This window comes from Achromobacter sp. ES-001, from assembly GCF_019448355.1.
Lineage (GTDB): Bacteria > Pseudomonadota > Gammaproteobacteria > Burkholderiales > Burkholderiaceae_B > Achromobacter > Achromobacter spanius_B.
The window spans coordinates 3,559,596-3,575,196 of record NZ_CP079940.1 but is presented as its reverse complement, the minus strand read 5'-3'; the positions used below and the strand labels follow the sequence as shown (position 1 = coordinate 3,575,196).

At 63.7% G+C, this 15,601-nt stretch carries 18 protein-coding genes; 5 read left to right on the top strand and 13 right to left on the bottom strand.

What is annotated here, in order from left to right; translation table 11 throughout:
* Window positions 1-5: 5 nt before the first annotated feature.
* Window positions 6-572, top strand: coding sequence for a dihydrofolate reductase family protein (locus KYT87_RS16010; RefSeq protein ID WP_219990331.1), 567 nt, complete (start codon window positions 6-8; stop codon window positions 570-572).
* Here the strand turns inward: KYT87_RS16010 and KYT87_RS16005 are convergent.
* The 3 genes from KYT87_RS16005 to KYT87_RS15995 form a co-directional block, all read right to left on the bottom strand.
* Window positions 519-1,043 (bottom strand): hypothetical protein, encoded by a 525-nt coding sequence (locus KYT87_RS16005; protein ID WP_219990330.1) that lies wholly within the window; start codon window positions 1,041-1,043, stop codon window positions 519-521. The two genes, KYT87_RS16010 and KYT87_RS16005, sit on opposite strands and share 54 nt — an antisense overlap.
* Before the next feature lie 48 nt (window positions 1,044-1,091).
* Complete coding sequence (locus KYT87_RS16000; RefSeq protein WP_255593191.1) at window positions 1,092-1,865, bottom strand: alpha/beta hydrolase; 774 nt, start codon at window positions 1,863-1,865, stop codon at window positions 1,092-1,094.
* A 306-nt stretch (window positions 1,866-2,171) separates the two neighbouring features.
* A complete protein-coding gene (locus tag KYT87_RS15995; RefSeq protein WP_255593190.1) occupies window positions 2,172-3,080 on the bottom strand; it encodes a YihY/virulence factor BrkB family protein in 909 nt (302 codons plus the stop codon).
* Here KYT87_RS15995 and KYT87_RS15990 point away from each other — a divergent pair.
* Window positions 3,079-3,426 (top strand): hypothetical protein, encoded by a 348-nt coding sequence (locus KYT87_RS15990; RefSeq protein ID WP_255593189.1) that lies wholly within the window; start codon window positions 3,079-3,081, stop codon window positions 3,424-3,426. The genes KYT87_RS15995 and KYT87_RS15990 overlap by 2 nt on opposite strands.
* Before the next feature lie 9 nt (window positions 3,427-3,435).
* Here the strand turns inward: KYT87_RS15990 and KYT87_RS15985 are convergent, their stop codons facing one another.
* The 7 genes from KYT87_RS15985 to KYT87_RS15955 form a co-directional block, all read right to left on the bottom strand.
* Window positions 3,436-4,206 carry an enoyl-CoA hydratase/isomerase family protein gene (locus KYT87_RS15985; RefSeq protein WP_120156028.1) on the bottom strand — a complete coding sequence of 257 codons (771 nt, stop codon included), beginning with the start codon at window positions 4,204-4,206 and terminating at the stop codon, window positions 3,436-3,438.
* A 10-nt stretch (window positions 4,207-4,216) separates the two neighbouring features.
* Window positions 4,217-5,365, bottom strand: coding sequence for a hypothetical protein (locus KYT87_RS15980; RefSeq protein ID WP_219990328.1), 1,149 nt, complete (start codon window positions 5,363-5,365; stop codon window positions 4,217-4,219).
* Window positions 5,362-6,558: a CaiB/BaiF CoA-transferase family protein gene (locus KYT87_RS15975; RefSeq protein ID WP_219990327.1), complete on the bottom strand. Its 1,197-nt coding sequence runs from the start codon at window positions 6,556-6,558 to the stop codon at window positions 5,362-5,364. Before KYT87_RS15975 ends, KYT87_RS15980 begins: the two co-directional genes overlap by 4 nt.
* A 30-nt stretch (window positions 6,559-6,588) precedes the next feature.
* Window positions 6,589-7,350, bottom strand: coding sequence for an SDR family NAD(P)-dependent oxidoreductase (locus KYT87_RS15970; RefSeq protein ID WP_219990326.1), 762 nt, complete (start codon window positions 7,348-7,350; stop codon window positions 6,589-6,591).
* On the bottom strand, window positions 7,347-8,525 hold the full coding sequence (locus tag KYT87_RS15965) for an aldose 1-epimerase family protein (protein ID WP_219990325.1): 1,179 nt from the start codon (window positions 8,523-8,525) through the stop codon (window positions 7,347-7,349). Before KYT87_RS15965 ends, KYT87_RS15970 begins: the two co-directional genes overlap by 4 nt.
* Before the next feature lie 137 nt (window positions 8,526-8,662).
* Window positions 8,663-9,577, bottom strand: a complete 915-nt coding sequence (locus KYT87_RS15960; protein WP_046806371.1) for a sugar phosphate isomerase/epimerase — start codon at window positions 9,575-9,577, stop codon at window positions 8,663-8,665.
* Window positions 9,578-9,607: 30 nt separating this feature from the next.
* Window positions 9,608-10,699, bottom strand: coding sequence for a Gfo/Idh/MocA family protein (locus KYT87_RS15955; RefSeq protein ID WP_219990324.1), 1,092 nt, complete (start codon window positions 10,697-10,699; stop codon window positions 9,608-9,610).
* Between the two features lie 265 nt (window positions 10,700-10,964).
* On the opposite strand from KYT87_RS15955, the gene KYT87_RS15950 reads away from it, so the two are divergent.
* Window positions 10,965-12,008 (top strand): LacI family DNA-binding transcriptional regulator, encoded by a 1,044-nt coding sequence (locus KYT87_RS15950; RefSeq protein ID WP_219992692.1) that lies wholly within the window; start codon window positions 10,965-10,967, stop codon window positions 12,006-12,008.
* A 7-nt stretch (window positions 12,009-12,015) separates the two neighbouring features.
* On the opposite strand, the gene KYT87_RS15945 is transcribed toward KYT87_RS15950, so the two are convergent.
* The gene (locus KYT87_RS15945; protein ID WP_219990323.1) at window positions 12,016-12,774 is read right to left on the bottom strand and encodes an NADPH-dependent F420 reductase; all 759 of its coding nucleotides are present in this window, start codon (window positions 12,772-12,774) and stop codon (window positions 12,016-12,018) included.
* Window positions 12,775-12,867: 93 nt separating this feature from the next.
* Here KYT87_RS15945 and KYT87_RS15940 point away from each other — a divergent pair, with 93 nt between their 5' ends.
* Complete coding sequence (locus KYT87_RS15940; RefSeq protein ID WP_082134582.1) at window positions 12,868-13,248, top strand: helix-turn-helix domain-containing protein; 381 nt, start codon at window positions 12,868-12,870, stop codon at window positions 13,246-13,248.
* 79 nt (window positions 13,249-13,327) lie between these two features.
* Here the strand turns inward: KYT87_RS15940 and KYT87_RS15935 are convergent, their stop codons facing one another.
* Both KYT87_RS15935 and KYT87_RS15930 read right to left on the bottom strand, forming a co-directional pair.
* On the bottom strand, window positions 13,328-14,212 hold the full coding sequence (locus tag KYT87_RS15935; RefSeq protein ID WP_219990322.1) for a nickel/cobalt efflux transporter: 885 nt from the start codon (window positions 14,210-14,212) through the stop codon (window positions 13,328-13,330).
* Between the two features lie 10 nt (window positions 14,213-14,222).
* The gene (locus KYT87_RS15930) at window positions 14,223-14,501 is read right to left on the bottom strand and encodes a metal-sensing transcriptional repressor (RefSeq protein ID WP_104145279.1); all 279 of its coding nucleotides are present in this window, start codon (window positions 14,499-14,501) and stop codon (window positions 14,223-14,225) included.
* A 131-nt stretch (window positions 14,502-14,632) separates the two neighbouring features.
* Between KYT87_RS15930 and KYT87_RS15925 the strand changes: the two genes are divergently transcribed.
* Window positions 14,633-15,601, top strand: a complete 969-nt coding sequence (locus tag KYT87_RS15925; RefSeq protein WP_104145278.1) for a chromate resistance protein ChrB domain-containing protein — start codon at window positions 14,633-14,635, stop codon at window positions 15,599-15,601.

Here is a 15,601-nt window from a genome sequence, read left to right as displayed (position 1 = left end):
ACATCATGGGAATGCTGACTTTCGCTTTCAACGTCACTCTTGACGGCTGCGTAGACCACCGAGAAGGCATCGTTAACGAGGAAACGCATGCCTTCTTCACCCGGCTGATGGACGAGTGCGGGGCGATGCTGTGGGGCCGCGTCACCTACGAGATGATGGAAGCCTACTGGCCGGCGGTCGCCCGGGGCGACGTGGACGCATCACCGGCCATGCGCGATTGGGCCGTCAAGCTACAGGCCAAGCCGAAATACGTGGCGTCCTCGACGCGAAAAGACTACCCGTGGACCAACAGCCACCACCTGGCGGACGAGCTGCGCGCCAGCGTACAGAAGCTGAAGAACGCCACGCCGGACGGCGTACTGCTGGGCAGCGGCCGGCTTGCCACCGAGTTGGACCGGCTGAACCTGATCGACGAATACCAATTCCTGGTGCACCCGATAATCGCCGGGCACGGTTCCACCCTGTTCGAGGGCGGGCTACCCGGCTCGCGACGGCTTGAGCTGATTTCCGCCAAGCCGCTACGAGGCGGCGCCGTCGCCATGCACTACCGGCGCGTGCCCGGCTTGCTGTAGCCGCCACTTCGGGATCTGATATTCGTAGCCGGCGGCTTCCGGCATTTGGTACCTGGCGAACCAAGGCGCCATGTACTGCTCGATATCCTGCGGCAGCGTTGCCAGCCATGCGCGTAAATCTTCGGGTTCGCACAGCGCCACCGGCGCGCCGCTGGCAAGCGTGTCTTCCGGGACCAGGCCCTTTCCGGGCACCAGGTAGGCGCGGCGATAGAGGCGGCCCTTATCCCAGACTTCGGGGGGTACATAGACCGGCCAGCCACCTTCATGCGGCACGGAAACGTAAACGCCGATCGAGACCAACTGCCGATTCTCGAAGGAATCCTTGTAGCGATTCAGCACCATCCCCTGTTCCACCTCGCCAACCATGCGCCACAGGCAACGCTTACGCTTTTTGCGCCAACCGGCGAACGCGGGGTGAGGGCGCAAGACGTCCATGAATCCGTCTTCAATCAGTGCAAAATCCAGGGGCATTTTCAAGGTCCGGTCGGGGGGCGGTTGGGCTGGTCTCTATGTGATGGTTCAGCGCGCCGGCAGTAGATATTTCATCGCCTGCATGAAGCCTCGTGGTGCGACGGTGAGATGATCCTCGTCGTTCAAGACAGCCGATTTCAATGTCAAGCTCGGGTACTTCCTGCTTTGCAGCGCCGCTTCCAATGCCCGGTTGTCGGCAACCATGTCCACGGTCTGGTTATAGCGTCGATCACCCTTGCGCAAGGCCTCATACTGGCCGACATAAAGATAGACCTTCGCATTCAGATCCTGATTTTTCTTGGCATAGCTCGCTTCCAGCTTCAAGGCATGTCGCTTGTCGTACCAAAGCGATGGACTGCCAAGGATATAACTGCTGAACAGGCCAGGTTCGGTGAAAAGGATTTGTGTCCCAAGCAGTGCGCCGTAGGAGTGGCCCAGAAATATTGCTTTGGCAGGGTCCGCCCGGTAGTGAGCGTTGACAAAGGGCTTTACCTGATCGCGCAGATACTGTTGATAAGCCTGCGCCTGACCGTGGACGGCGTTGGGCGATGCCGTGCTCGGGCCGTTTGGTGTCGGCGTGTAGTCGCGCTGGCGGCTGACACCCCCGTTCTCGCCTTTCCCATAGGACAGGCCGATCAGAATGAACTCCTCGACCTGGGGGCCTTCAACATTCAGGCGGCGCGCTAGCTGGCGGATGATCGGAAAAGCGTAGTCGGCGTCGGTCGCATACAGCACGGGGTAGCGCCGCTGCGGGTGCGTGGCATAGGACGGCGGCAATGCGACGAAGACCTGGTAGCCGCGTTTGGAAATGGGATCGGGCACGTCCCATACCTCGCTATCGGGGATTTCGTAGGGGTGCCCGTTTCCAGTTTGCATCCTGGGCGAGGAGGGGGCCTGAGCGTACGTCGGAGCGCTAACAGTGCCGAAGCTGATAATAAGGGCGACCAACAGGGCATTTGGAAAACGTCGATGCATGTGGATTCTTGGTGTATACGCCCAGCCCTCGGCACCCGGGTATGACACGGCCCATGATGAGTGGCAGGTTTGCGCAGCAGTAGGGCCGCATATCCTAGCTGATTCGACCTTCTTGCGCGTGGCGACCCGACCCTACGGCGGGTTTTTGGATCTTTAGCTGCGTTCTCTGCGGGATCCATGCGCTTCGGCATAAACGCGGGTGAATTCCGCGCCCAGCAGAAACACCTGGGCCGCGTAATAAACCCAGATCAGCACGATTACCAGCGACCCCGCCGCCGCATACGACGAGGCGACGGATGCCTTGGCCATGTACAGGCCGATCAGGAACTTTCCGATTTCGAACATCACGGCGGTGACGAACGCCCCTGCCCAGACGTCTCGCCACGCGACCGAGACCTGGGGCATAAACCGGTAGATCATCCCAAAGAGCAGGGTGAGTATGCCCAACGTAATTGCCTCGTTGAGCACTTGCAGAAGCACCCCCCAGCCGGGGATGCCGCTGCCCAGCCAACTGCCCAGTGCCGCCAGCACGGTGCTGACGACCAGCGAGACCAGCAATAAAAACGCCAATGTCAGAATCAGGCCAAACGAAAGCAAACGCGCGCGGATGACGGCCCAGATGCCGGACTGCTTCTTCGCGTTGACCTTCCAGATGCGGTCCAGCGCGCTTTGTAGTTCCGAAAATACTGTCGTCGCCCCGACCACCAGCACCACGACGCTGATGACCGTGGCCGCAATGCCCTGCGCGGGTTCTTGCGCGCCCAATACGACACTTTCCACCGCCTTCCCGCCCTCTGCGCCGACCAAGGCGCTGACCTGCTCCAACAACTGCCCCTGCGCGGCTTCGTGGCCCCAAAAGAAGCCGGCGATTCCGATCACGATGATAAGAAGAGGCGCCAGCGAGAAAACCGTGTAGAACGCGATGGCGGCGCCCATGCTGGGCGCATAGTCGTCCAGCCAGTTCGTCACCGTTTGCTTAACTAACGCATAGAACCCTTTGATAGCCATTTCCACACTCCCGGCGCATGCGGAAGGTGTAGCAAGTGGCGTGCCGACCCCCATGGCCGGCGCCGAGCAACGTAAAATGTCAGGCTTCCACCTTCTACGTGCTTTCCTCATGAATCTTGAACGACTCCGTCGCGAATTTCCCGACTACGACATCACCACCCTGCCAGCCCTTCCCGAAGGGTATTTCGACGCGTCCAGCTATATCGATGCAGCGCCATCATTTGAGAACAAAGAGCGCGGCCTGAAGGTGTTTATCGACTACGCCAACTATGCCGACCGTCCGTCCGGCAGGAGCCAGCGCTTCTGTGTTTCCCGCTACGACGAGGATGAGGGCGACTTCGAGGACGTGGCCCTGTCGACAAACGACTGGGCCGAAGTCTTGCGCTTCCTGACCGCCTGAACGCCCTGGTCAGCGCCGCTCGAACGTCGGCGCGCGCTTTTCTTCGAATGCCCGCCGGCCTTCCTTGGCGTCGGCGGTGGCAAAGCAGATCGCTTGCAGATCGCGCTCGTATTCCACGGCCTTCTCAAGCGGCATCGACAGCGCGGCGCGCAGATTGACGCGTGCCGTCTCGGCCGCGATCGGCGCGCGCGAGGCAATGGTGGCGGCAAGCGCTTGCGCGCGCTCGCGCAGCTGCTCTTGCGGCACCACCTCGCTTACCAGGCCCCAGGCCAGCGCCTGTTCGGCGCGGATGGGGTCGCCGGTCAGCACCATCAGCGCCGCGTTGCTCGGGCCTACCGCATGGACAAGCTGCGCCGTCATGCCGCCGCCGCCGATCCAGCCTAGCTTGATCTCGGGCGCGCCCAGGCGGGCGTTGTCGGAGGCGATGCGGATATCGCAGGCCAACGCCATCTCCAGGCCGCCGCCGAAGGTATAGCCATTGATCGCCGCCACCGTGGGCTTTTTCAACATGCGCACGCAGTCGCAGTAGTCAAGCCGATTGCGGAAATCCCACGGGGTGGCGTAGCGGTCAAGCTCGGTAATGTCCGAGCCGGCGCAGAAGGCCTTGGGGCCCGCGCCGGTCAGGATCACCGCGCGCACCTGCGAGTCGGTGTTGCATTGCTGCACCGCCGCGATCAGCAGGTCGGCCATCTCGGGCGTCATCGCGTTCAGCTTCTCGGGGCGATTGAGTTCGATGATGGCGACATGGCCATCGATACTGAGGTTAACGAGTGCGTTCACGTCGACATCCTTAGGTTGCGGTGTGCTTGGGGGCGCGGGCCAGGCTGGCCTGGAAGCGCTGAGTCAGGCCGCGCGCCAATAAGTGGGAAGGTGCACGTGCGGCGACGCCGTCACGCAGGAATTGCGAGGCCTCGGCCTGGAAGGCGATGTAGCCATCGTGCCGGGGGCGGATCGAGGCAGCCTCAAGCGTGCGGGCCGTGTTGACATAGAAGTTGCCGCTGGCCGCATTGACGTTCGCATCCCCCCAACTGTCGCGATGGCTGGGCTGCCCTTCGTGCTGCGGGATGAAGCCGCTTTGGGTATCGGCCGCGAGCAACCACAACAGATGCGCGCGCAATTCCGGCCCCACGATGCAGCGCCGTGATATCGCAATGCCGGTGCCGCCGAGGATCGAGCCGGGCCTGCCCGCGTCAGCCTCGGGCGCGTCGCGGAACGTCAGCGGTTTCGCGACCGCCAAGGTGGCGTAGTTCACATAGCCATAGACCAGCGGGCAGAGCGCGATGTCATCGCGCGAGCTCATGTGGCCAAGCAGCGCAATCGGGTTGTACGCCAGGGCGTGCGCGGGCGTGAGCCGCGCCAATTCGCTGAGCACGTCGCAAGCCTCGGCAAGCGTCGCCTCGTCGTGCCACGCGCCGTGCGGACGCAGGTCGGTATCGGGCGCGATGGCGGCCGCAATCGACAGCAGCGACAACAACGGGTGCGGGCCGCCCCAACTGAGCGCGACCGCGCCGCTGCGTTGCGACAGCGTCAGCACCTCGCGCCAGGTGCGCGGCACGGGGCCGTCGAGCCGATCGGCGCGCGTGGCCATGACCTGCGTGGCGGCGTCCAGCGGCAGCGCCCATTGGCGATCGTCCATGCGATAGCTGTCGTACGACAGCCCGATGCTGTCGCGCGCAATCCGCGCCAGCTCGTCGGGCGCGAACACGGTGTCTAGCGCTTGCAGGCAATCGTGCGCCAGGGCCTCGCCCAGATGGGGATGATCCAGCACCACGAGGTCATAGCGGGCGCAGAGTTCGGCGATGGGCGCCGATTCGAAGCCTTCAAGCGACTGCTTGTCCCAGTGCACAAGCGGCGCGTGCGCGGTGGCAGCGTGCAGCGCATTGAAGCCGCGCGGGTGGTTCCAGGTCAGGCCGCGGTAGGGCAGGGCGCGCACGCTCATTCAGAGGCTCCACGCAGCACCGCGCCCGAGGCGGCATGCGCGGCGATCTCGTCGGCGCTGAAGCCGAAATCGCGCAGGACTTCGTCGGTGTGCTGGCCGGTCAGCGGTGCCCCGCGCACCACCTGGCTTGGCGTCTTGGAAAAGCGGATCGGAAAGCCCGGTGTCTTGATCTTGCCTTCAGTCGGATGCTCATATTCGACGAAGGTGCCGTTGTGCGCGATCTGCGGGTCGTCGACCAGATCGGCGTATCCATAGACGGGGCTGCACCAGATGCCGGCGGCATCAAGCTTGGCGAACCAGTCGGCCGTCGAGGCCTTGGCAAGCGTGTCGCGCACCAGCGCATAGATCTCGTCGCGCTTTTCCCAACCGTCGCGCTCGGCGGTGTACTGCCCCAGGCGCGGCTCCTCGGTCACGCGCGCCAGCACGTTCATGTCGGGCATGGCCAGCGCCAGATAGCCGTCGCTGGTCGCGAAGGTGCCATAGGGCGCGCGGATGTACACGTGGGCATGCGGCTCGGCACTGCGCACCTGCGGCTTGTGCCCCACGGTGTAGACCGAGAGCTCCTGCATCTGGATCGTGGTGATCGCATCCAGCATGTTGACTTCGACCTTCTGGCCTTCGCCGGTACGCTCGCGGTGCAGCAGCGCGGCCAGCACGCCTTCGAAGGCGCAGTACGCGGTGACGGCGTCGACCACATACTGGCCTGCCGCGCGTGGCGCTTCGCCCGCACGGCCCGACGACAGCATGGCGCCCGACATCGCCTGCAACAGCAGGTCCTGACCGGGGCGCGTGGCATAGGGGCCGTCTTCGCCGAAGCCCGACATCGATACATAGATCAGGCGCGGGTTCAGCGCCGACAGCGTCTCGTAGTCCACACCCAGACGGCCGGCGACACCCGGACGGTAGTTCTGGATAAACACATCGGCCTGCGCCGCGAGTTTGTGGATGATCTCCTTGCCGCCGGCACTCTTCAGATCGATCGCCAGCGAGCGCTTGTTGCGGTTCAGCGAAAGAAAGGACACGTTGATCTTGTTGCCCGTGATGCCGCCGGCCGGCGCGTGCCGCTGCCATTCGCCGGTGGGCGGCTCGATCTTGATCACGTCGGCGCCCAGGTCGCCCAGGCGCTGCGCCGCGAAAGGCCCCGCCATGGCGATGGAGCAGTCCAGAACCTTGTAGCCAGAAAGAATACTCATGCTTCTACCCTCTGCGTGCGCCGATGCGCTTCAATGCATGACCCAGCCGCCGTCAACCGCCAGCGTCTGTCCGGAAATGAAACCCGCCTCGTCCGAGGCAAGGAAAACGATGGCCGCGGCGATGTCGCCCGCGTGCCCACGGCGCTTTACCGACTGGCGTTCAAGCACCATGCGGTTGTAGCCCTCGGGATCGGGATGAATCTTCTCGGCGTCGGTGGGAAACGCGCCCGGCGAAATGGCGTTGACCGTGATGCCCCACTTGCCGAACTCGCGGGCGAATGCGCGCGTGGCGCCCACCATCGCGCCCTTGGATTGCACGTAGGGCAGCAGGTTTTCCCAGCCGCCGGACAGCGTGATCGACGAGATGTTGATCACGCGGCCCCATTGCTGCTCGCGCATGCCGGGCAGCGCCGCGCGGATGATCTGAATCGCCGCCTCCACGTTCACGCGGTGCACGCGCGCCAGCTCTGCGTCGCTGTATTCCTCGAACGGGCGCGAGGGGTAGATGGCCGCGTTGTTGATGACCACATCAATCGGGCCCTGGGCGGTCAGCTGCTCAAGCTGCGATTGCAGCGCGCGGGCGTCGGCCAGATCGACCTGCACGATGTGAAGCTGGTCGGAAAACCGCGCGGGCACGGTGCTGCGCAGGCGATCGATATGCCCGGCGTGGTTGTCCAGCGCGATCACGCGGGCGCCGGCGTCCAGCAGCGCAATCGTGGTGTCCACGCCGAAGCCGCCCGCCGCGCCCGTCACCAAAACGCGGCGGCCTTGCAATGAGAAGCGCGCGCTCATGTGCGCCCCGCGATGGGCGCAAAGCGCCCCGACAACGGCGGATAATCGGCCTCGGGCTGCACCGCGATCGCGCGGATGCGTGCTTCGCATGCCGCGATATCGGCGGGCGAGCCCAGCACGCTGAACGTGGTGTCGTAGCGGCGCTCTTCCCCATGCTCAAGCCAGATGAGCTCGTTGCGCTCACGCGCCGCGCCCTGGCCCAGCACATGGTTGGTCGAGGGCTCGATGCCCATCGCATACTGGCCCGATTGCAGGTTCTGCCATTGATACTGGCAAGGGAATTGATGCTTGAAGGTGCTGACCTGCATGCCCAGGCCCAGCTTGTCGTTGACCAGGGCCACCGGGACGCTGCCGTCGTCGGCGGCGGCCATCTCGTGCTGCCACACCTGCTCATGAAAGCCCAACTGCGGCGCCGGCATGCGGCGGTAGCCCACGCCTTGCTTGCGGTAGGTTTGCTCGTGCGCGGCCCACACCACATCGCGGATCGGCGCCAGATAGCGCGAGTCGGCGTCCAGCACCGGATAGCCCAGGTTGATGTGATAGCAGAGCATGTGCGGCGTGCGGTAGAAGCCGCGATTCACCACGCGATCCGACAGTTTTATGTCGTTGGTGCCCACCTCGATCTCGATGCGGCGGTGCAGCTCCAGGTGCTCGCCGAACACGGTGCCCTGGCTGACGATCCCCTCTGCCCACAGCACGCAGCGATCGCCTTCCCAACGTTCGCCGTAGCCGGTCAGCCGCGCGGGAATGGTGCCCACGCGGCCGTGGATGGACTGCTTGGCGGTCTTGCGCGGGCCGTACACGTAGTTGTCGGCCGGCGCGTCGTACATGAACAGAATGTGGTCCAGCCCGCAGGTGATCATGAGGCCCGAGAACGAGCGCATCCAGCCCAGTCCGCCTTCGCCTTCATAGTCGTGCAGGCCGGGGTGGCGAAAGCCCGACGGCGACTGCCATCCCATGGCGAAGCCGCGGTATTCGCAATCGGCGATGTCCATCGCGCGATCCACCAGCACCGTGAAACGCAGGCCCGTACCGCTGCGGAACTCCAGCATGCGGATACCGCGCTCCAGCCCGTCGTCCAGCGTCATCAGGCGTACGCCGGCAAACTGCGCAAGCTGCCCGGTGCGCGCCTCCACGTCGCGGCGCGTCATCCAGGTTCCGTAAATGTCAGGCATGAGTTCTCCCTGGCAAAGGCGCGGGTGCGCGCTTGCCGGTGTCGGTGTTCAGAATCGTGTTGGTAGTCGTGTTCCCGGGCGCGCCGGGGGCCTTATGCAAAGATGCCTCGCGGCGCGCCTCTGTTGCGTCAGGCGGCCTACAGGCCGTTCGCGCGCAGCCGCTCGTCCAGGAAGGTCTTGGCGCGCGGCACGTCGTCTTCGGTCAGGTGTTCGATGATGATGGGAATGTTGGGGTGCTTCTTGGCCAGGCGTTGCAGGTAAAGGTCGTAATTGAGCGCGCCCAGGCCCGGCGCCGGCAGCTCGATCTCGCCCACGCCACGGAAGGTGTGGCTCTCGGCCGCGCCCTCGTCACCAATGTCGCTGTGCTTTTCCGACTTGTCATCGCCCGAACGCTTCACGTCCTTGGCATGCGCGATGCAGATCTTGTCGGAAAGCGCGTCGAACACCTGATTCAGCGTGCGGTCCATCTGGTCGATGTTGTGCGCTTCGAAGTAGTTCGTCGGGTCCATCAAGAGGCCCAGGCCAGGGTGATCCACCTCGGCGAACATGCGCAACGTTTCCTCGACGGATCCCACCACGTTGTTCACGTAGGTCTCAAGCAGGAACACCGCGCCATGGTCATAGGCATGTTGGGATAGCTCGGCGATCACCGTGCGGCACTGGTCCCAGCCTTCCTCGGTCTTGTTTTTGGGGTGATGCACCCAGTCGCTGTCGGTGGCAAACGTGCCGGTTTCCGAGATCACGTAAGGCGAACCGAGCTGGCGCGCGTGCGTGAGGATCTCTTTGAGATAGCCGTTGCGGCGTTGACGCTCGGCGGGATCCGGGTGAACGATATTGGTATACGCCGAGATGCAGGACACCGGCAGGTTGTAGTGGCGGAAGGTGTCGCGGATCTGCGTGCATTTCTGCGCGGTCAACTGCCCCGGGCCGAGTTCCATGTCCTTGAAATGCAGGTCCAGCTGCACGGTGTTGAAGCCGTGCGAGCGGATCACCTTGGCGGTGCGCTCCAGCTCATAGGGAAAGTAGCCCGAGAAGATTCCGGTCTGGATCATGATGCTTGTCTCCGTCTGTTTTTTGTCTGGTTATTCAACAGCCGGCAGCCGTACTGTGCGGCCTTCGGCGATGGACGTATACGCGGCCTCGACCAGCGCCATGGTGCGTACGTTGTCGGTCACGCTCAACGCAGGCTCGGTGCCGCTGGCCAGCGCGTACTGCAACTGCTCCATCACGCCGATGAAGGCATGCGGAAACCACATCGTGTCCCACGTGGGGGTTACCCAGCGCCCGTCGGTATGGCCCTGGGCCGCGCGCGAGGCGTAGCTCAGGGTCGACGGCTCGCCGGTGGGCCAGCCGATGGTGCCGCGCGCGACGCCCTCGGTGCCTTCCACGCGCCAGCGAATGTGCTGGTCGTCGGGGTATCCCTCGGCGCGCGGGCCCGACCACACATCTTCAAGCGACAGCGCGAGCAGGCCGTTGCCAAAGCGCAGCGTGGTGCTTACCAGCCCATCCTGATGCGCGAACTGGGTGCGCGGATCGGGGCGGGTGATGCTGGTGATCTCGGTGGGCTCGCCAAACAGATAACGCAGGGCATCAAGGTGATGCACGCTCATGTTCGAGAGCGTCAGCCGGTCATAGCCGCGCAAAAAGTCCTGCCAGTGCGGGATCGCGTGCATGTCGATCTGCGCGAACACCGGCGTGCCCAGCACGCCCTGGTCCAGCAGCTGCTTGAGCGTGCGCATCGATTGGTCGTAGCGCATGTTCTGGTTGACCGACAGGATCTTGCCGGCGGCCCGTGCCTCGTCGCGCAGGGCGCGGGCTTCGTCCAGCGAGAGGGCAAGCGGCTTCTGCGCCAGCACGCCGCGCACGTGCGGGGCGCGCAAGGCGGCGCGGATCAGCGCGGGCTGCATATCGGGCGGATACGCGATGTCCACGATTTCGATTTGCGGATCGGCGATCAGGGCCAGGGGGTTCTCATGCACTAGCGGGATGCCGTAGCGTTCGGCGACCTTGGCCGCTTTGCTGCGAGTACGTGACGCAATTGCCGCCACCGTGAAGCCGGCCTGCTGATAGGCCGCCAGATGGCATTCGGCCATGATCATGCCGGCGCCGATGCAGCCGATGCGAAAGCGCCGTTCCCGAATGGGCGGGTCGGGCACCAGGGTAGGGTGCGACATGTGCTCCTCCTGCCGGCTTGGTATGCACTGTCGACTGCCTGGCATCCTGCCGTGCGGTGTTTGATGTTATTGAGCCGCGATAATCACATCAAAACAATCAGGGGTAAAGGTGGCTGGCGCCCATAGGGCAGCAACGTTACCTTTTTGATCCAGAATGATTGCAAATGATGGGTTATGATCGCCTCGCTGCCATCGTCCTGATGGTGTCTTGAGAGCCTGGTCCCGCATGCGCCCCACCATTTCCCTCATTGCCCGTGAAGCCGGCATGTCCACCGCCACCGTGGACCGCGTGCTGAACGACCGCGACGGTGTGCGCGGCAAGACACGCGACCGCGTGCTGGCAATCGCCAATCGCCTTGGCTACTTCGTCCAGGGCGCCGATGCCGCAAGCCAGGACGTGCGGGTCGATTTCGTGTTGCCCGCCGGCACCAACAGCTTCATGACCGCGTTGGGTCAGCACCTGCTTGAAGAAGCCGCCACCCGCCCCGATGTGCGCGCACGCCTGCATCTGATCGAGGGATTCGACGCCAATAAGCTCGCGCAAAAGCTCTACGAGCTGCGCGGCCAGACCCAGGCCGTTGGCCTGGTCGGGCTGGACCATCCACAGGTGCGCGACGCCATCATGGCGCTGCGCGACAGCGGCGTGCATGTGAGCACCCTGGTGTCGGACATTCCGATCTCGGCGCGCCTGGGTTACGTGGGCATCGACAACCGCGCCGCGGGCCGCCTGGCCGCGCTGTTGCTGGGCCGATTTCTGCCGCAGCATACCGAGCGCAAGGTCGCGGTGTTCGTGGGGTCACTGGCGTATCGCGGCCATGAAGAGCGCGAGATGGGCTTTCGCTCGCTGCTGAGCGAAGAGTTTCCGCACCTGCGCATCGCACACATTCTTGAGATCGGCGACGACCGCGACCGCGCCTTTGCCGTCACGCAGGAGCTGCTGCGCAACGAGCCCCCGCACGCGATTTACAACATCGGCGCCGGCAATCAAGGCATCGCGCGGGCGCTGAAAGAGGCGCGGCCGGCTGAGGCGCGGCCGGCCGAGGCGTGGCTTACCGAGGCATGGCCCAACGAGGCTCGCTCAAACCAGGCCGCCTCGGCCCATCGCATTGTCTTCGTGGGTCACGACCTCACCGAAGCCACGCGCCGACTGTTGCTCGATCGCACCATGGACGCCGTGATCGACCAGAACCCGCGCGTCGAGGCACGCGAAATCGTCAAGCTGCTGGTGGCGGCCGTGAAGGGCGCGCCCGAACCCAGCTACCTGCCGCGGCTTCAGGTCATCTTCCGGGAAAATATTCCGGAGCCGTGATAGTCGGTCAGCGGTGGCCATGCTGCGGCGCATTGATCCTGCGGTTCATCGCCACAACTTCTTCGTGTGTCGGGCTCGGCCCCAGCTTGGCAAAAGCCTCCGCCATCTGGTCGCGTTTTCGCTCGGCATCGCCCTTTACCGCCGATGCCAGGGCCGCGCGCGTTTCGTCGGCGTCCCAGTCGCAGCAATAGGCGGGCGTGCAGGGCTGCTGTCGCCAGGACTCGCTCAAAGAGCCGGCGTCGACTGGATCAAAACCGACTTGGTCAACCAGGTTCATCGCGACCTGCTTACATCCCTCGTCGTCACCCGCAACCGCGATGGCCAGGCGGCCTTGGGCGCCCGTAGGCGTTCCCAGGTTCGCCAGGGTGTAAGCCAACGCATTGTTGAATGCCTTGGTCACTGGGCGGCCAACCTGCTGAGACACCCATACGCTCTCAGGCATTCCGTCGTCAATTTCTGCGATGCGCGCGTCTCGCATGCCGGGGTAGTAGTTGCTGGTATCGATGATAGGCACAACGGTCGCGACCGAATTGAACAAGCCGGCCGGAAGCTGCTGCATCGCCGGCAGGGGAATGGCGAGGATGATGGCGTCCACATTGTTCACTGCGTCCCAGACGTCTGCTGCCGTCGCGCCCATCTGCTTTGCAAGCGTGGATACGCCTTCTCTGCCCTTGGAATTGGCTACGCGCACTTGATGCCCGGCAGCCGTCAGTTTGCGAGCAAGGGTGCCGCCGATGTTTCCTGTCCCGATGATCCCGATATTCATATGAACTCCTGCGTATGAAGGGTCCACTGTAGAATTCCGCTTTCGAAATTGGAAGTACCCACTAAAACCTCAGTAACCCACCAAGGAGGCCTTATGACCGGGGATCGGGAATGGAACTGTGAAGACCCCAATCGTCGACGCGAGTGGGCGGCGGCGACTACTGAAACCTTGCGAGTCCTTGAGGGGAAGTGGAAGATCATCATTCTGTGCCAGCTGTTTGCAGCTAAAAAAGCGATCCGTTTTTCAGAGCTGGAACGGCTTATCGATGGCGTGAACCAGAAGATGTTGATTCAGCAACTGAAGCAGCTTGAAGCGGACGGAATCGTGCATAGAACGGTTTTTCCTCAGGTCCCTCCCAAAGTGGAATATCAGCTGACAGAGGCGGGATACGCGCTCGGGCCCTCGATGCAGGCGCTTATCGAATGGGCAGAAAGGCGCCATGAGTTTGTCGCGTCACATGTTCCTGGGCAATGACGTCACCGCTTGCTTGCACAAGGCTCGGGCGTGGGCCAGGGTGGGCCTCGATAATCCTCAGCGCTTCTGCATACCGGTCCTAAGCGGGATGCAGGCCAACCCATCCATTCATCCCCACATAGACGCCCACGGCAATGATCAGCAAGCTGGAGAGATACGGCGCTTGCTGGGCAACCGCGTTAAACCAAGGCACACGTTTGTTGACGTGGCGGACGCTTAGCGCCGCCACGGCGCCGACCGTCACCAGCGTGATGGCCAGCCCGATCGAGAAGCACAGCACCAGGACGGCGCCCAGCGTGAACTCCTTGAGTTGCAGGCACAACAACAGCACGGTGATCGCCGCGGGGCAGGGGATCAGGCCACCGGTCAGGCCGAACAAGGCGATCTGCCAGTTGGTCACGTTGCGGTTCGTGAAACGCCGCCGGATGTCATTGGCGTGCGCAAGCTGGTGAGCATCCTGGTATCCCTCGGCCCCTACGTCCAGACCTCGCGGCGCTTCTTGGCGGTGGTGCTGCTGATGCTCATGGCGATGGTGGTGTCCATGTCCATGTCCATGTCCATGTCCATTTTCATGGTCATGTCCATGGACATGGTGATGATGGCCATGGCCCGCACCATGCTGCTCGCGCCAGGTCCGCCAGAACATCCACGCCGCGATCAGCACGATGATCACCCCGGACGCCAGCTGGAAATACGGCTCCAACTCCTCCGCCGCGACGCCACGCCACAGATACATGCCGCCCAGGCCGATCCCCCACACGATCGCCGTGTGCGAAATAGTCGCGGTGATGCCCAGCAACACCGCCTGCGCCACCGAACCCCGGATCGCGACGATGAACGCCGCCATCATCGTCTTGGAATGGCCGGGCTCCAGCCCGTGCAGGGCGCCCAGCAGGATGGCGCTGGGAATGAACAGCCAGGCGTGCGATGCGCCCTGGGCGATCAGATCGGAAAACGACAGCATGGATCCGTCCTTAGAGGTACTTGGTGATTTCTTTGAATTCGTCGATCGCGCGCTGCCGGTCCGCGTCCAGCTCGCCCACCGCGTCCTGCAGGCAGTGGTCGATGTGGTCCTGAATCAGGACTTTCTTGGCCTGGGAAATGGCACGCTCAACCGCGTGTAGCTGCTGGGCAAGCTCAAGGCAGGGACGGTGTTCTTCCATCATTGCCAGAATGCTGCGCAAATGGCCTTCCGCCCGCTTGAGACGTTTGGCGACGGCGTCGTGATGATGGTGGGGATCAGGTTTTTCCATGCGGAGATCATATCCCCCCGGGGGGGATCCCTAGGCTGGAAACCATGCCGCCAATCAGGGCAAGCGAAAAAAGCGTTGTAGCGATCTCTACATGATTGCAGATATCGCAACCTCTTCTTATTCTGCTTCCCATGGACTCCTCGCTCGCATCCTCGTGGCTTCTGCTTATCGTCAGCCTGCCCACCGGCGGTGCCACCGCGCGCATGCGCATCTGGCGCAAGCTGAAGGCCCTGGGCTGCACCGCCTTGCGCGACGGCGCCTATCTGCTGCCGGCTCATGCCGAGCAAGCCGCACAATTGGCCGATCTGGCCACCGAAACAACCGAAGAAGGCGGCCAGGCCTGGTTGCTGCGGGTCCAGCCCCGGGACAACGACGAGTCCGCCTCGTTCCAGCAGCTGTTCGATCGCTCGGCCGACTACGAAGCCTGGCTGGCGGAACTGGCCCAGGCGCGCCAGACGCTGGCCGGTTTGAATGGGCCGGAACTGAACCGCCTGTTGCGCCGTCACGAACGCAGCTACCTGGCGTTGCAGCGGATCGATTTCTTCCCGGGCGAAGCCTCGCTGCGCGCTCAAGCCCAGCAGCGCGATTTCGCCAATGCCATCGAATCCCTTCTGTCGCCCGGCGAACCTCATGTCGCCCAGGAGGGAAGCATCGCGCGCCGCGATCCCATGCATTACCGGGGCCGGCTCTGGGCGACCCGGCGCCATGTCTGGGTAGACCGGGTCGCTAGTGCCTGGCTGATCCAGCGCTTCATCGACCCGTCCGCGCGCTTCCTTTGGATCGAGAACCCGGTCGACTGCCCGCCTGATGCCCTGGGATTTGACTTCGACGGTGCCACTTTCACACACGTGGGCGACAGGGTGTCGTTCGAGGTGCTGCTTGCCAGCTTCGGACTGGAAGACAACCGGGGCCTTGCACGTCTGGGCGCCTTGGTGCATGGGCTTGACGTCGGCGGCGCCGCCGCGCCGGAAGCTGCCGGTTTCGAGGCCATGCTGGCCGGCGCGCGCAAGCGCCTGCCCGACGACGATGCCCTGTTAGCCGAGGTCGGCGCCGTGCTGGATTCTCTGTACGCCCATTTCTCCGGTGGGCGTCAGACATGA

Excerpts from the sequence above, each read along its gene's own strand:
- KYT87_RS15990 (WP_255593189.1), top strand. The coding sequence starts at position 3,079 with ATGGCCGGCGCCGAGCAACGTAAAATGTCAGGCTTCCACCTTCTACGT.
- KYT87_RS15995 (WP_255593190.1), bottom strand. The coding sequence starts at position 3,080 with ATGGGGGTCGGCACGCCACTTGCTACACCTTCCGCATGCGCCGGGAGT.
- KYT87_RS15925 (WP_104145278.1), top strand. The coding sequence starts at position 14,633 with ATGGACTCCTCGCTCGCATCCTCGTGGCTTCTGCTTATCGTCAGCCTG.
- KYT87_RS15930 (WP_104145279.1), bottom strand. The coding sequence starts at position 14,501 with ATGGAAAAACCTGATCCCCACCATCATCACGACGCCGTCGCCAAACGT.
- KYT87_RS15945 (WP_219990323.1), bottom strand. The coding sequence starts at position 12,774 with ATGAATATCGGGATCATCGGGACAGGAAACATCGGCGGCACCCTTGCT.
- KYT87_RS15955 (WP_219990324.1), bottom strand. The coding sequence starts at position 10,699 with ATGTCGCACCCTACCCTGGTGCCCGACCCGCCCATTCGGGAACGGCGC.
- KYT87_RS15975 (WP_219990327.1), bottom strand. The coding sequence starts at position 6,558 with ATGAGTATTCTTTCTGGCTACAAGGTTCTGGACTGCTCCATCGCCATG.
- KYT87_RS15965 (WP_219990325.1), bottom strand. The coding sequence starts at position 8,525 with ATGCCTGACATTTACGGAACCTGGATGACGCGCCGCGACGTGGAGGCG.
- KYT87_RS15980 (WP_219990328.1), bottom strand. The coding sequence starts at position 5,365 with ATGAGCGTGCGCGCCCTGCCCTACCGCGGCCTGACCTGGAACCACCCG.
- KYT87_RS15935 (WP_219990322.1), bottom strand. The coding sequence starts at position 14,212 with ATGCTGTCGTTTTCCGATCTGATCGCCCAGGGCGCATCGCACGCCTGG.
- KYT87_RS15940 (WP_082134582.1), top strand. The coding sequence starts at position 12,868 with ATGACCGGGGATCGGGAATGGAACTGTGAAGACCCCAATCGTCGACGC.
- KYT87_RS16005 (WP_219990330.1), bottom strand. The coding sequence starts at position 1,043 with ATGCCCCTGGATTTTGCACTGATTGAAGACGGATTCATGGACGTCTTG.
- KYT87_RS15950 (WP_219992692.1), top strand. The coding sequence starts at position 10,965 with ATGTCCACCGCCACCGTGGACCGCGTGCTGAACGACCGCGACGGTGTG.
- KYT87_RS16010 (WP_219990331.1), top strand. The coding sequence starts at position 6 with ATGGGAATGCTGACTTTCGCTTTCAACGTCACTCTTGACGGCTGCGTA.
- KYT87_RS15970 (WP_219990326.1), bottom strand. The coding sequence starts at position 7,350 with ATGAGCGCGCGCTTCTCATTGCAAGGCCGCCGCGTTTTGGTGACGGGC.
- KYT87_RS15960 (WP_046806371.1), bottom strand. The coding sequence starts at position 9,577 with ATGATCCAGACCGGAATCTTCTCGGGCTACTTTCCCTATGAGCTGGAG.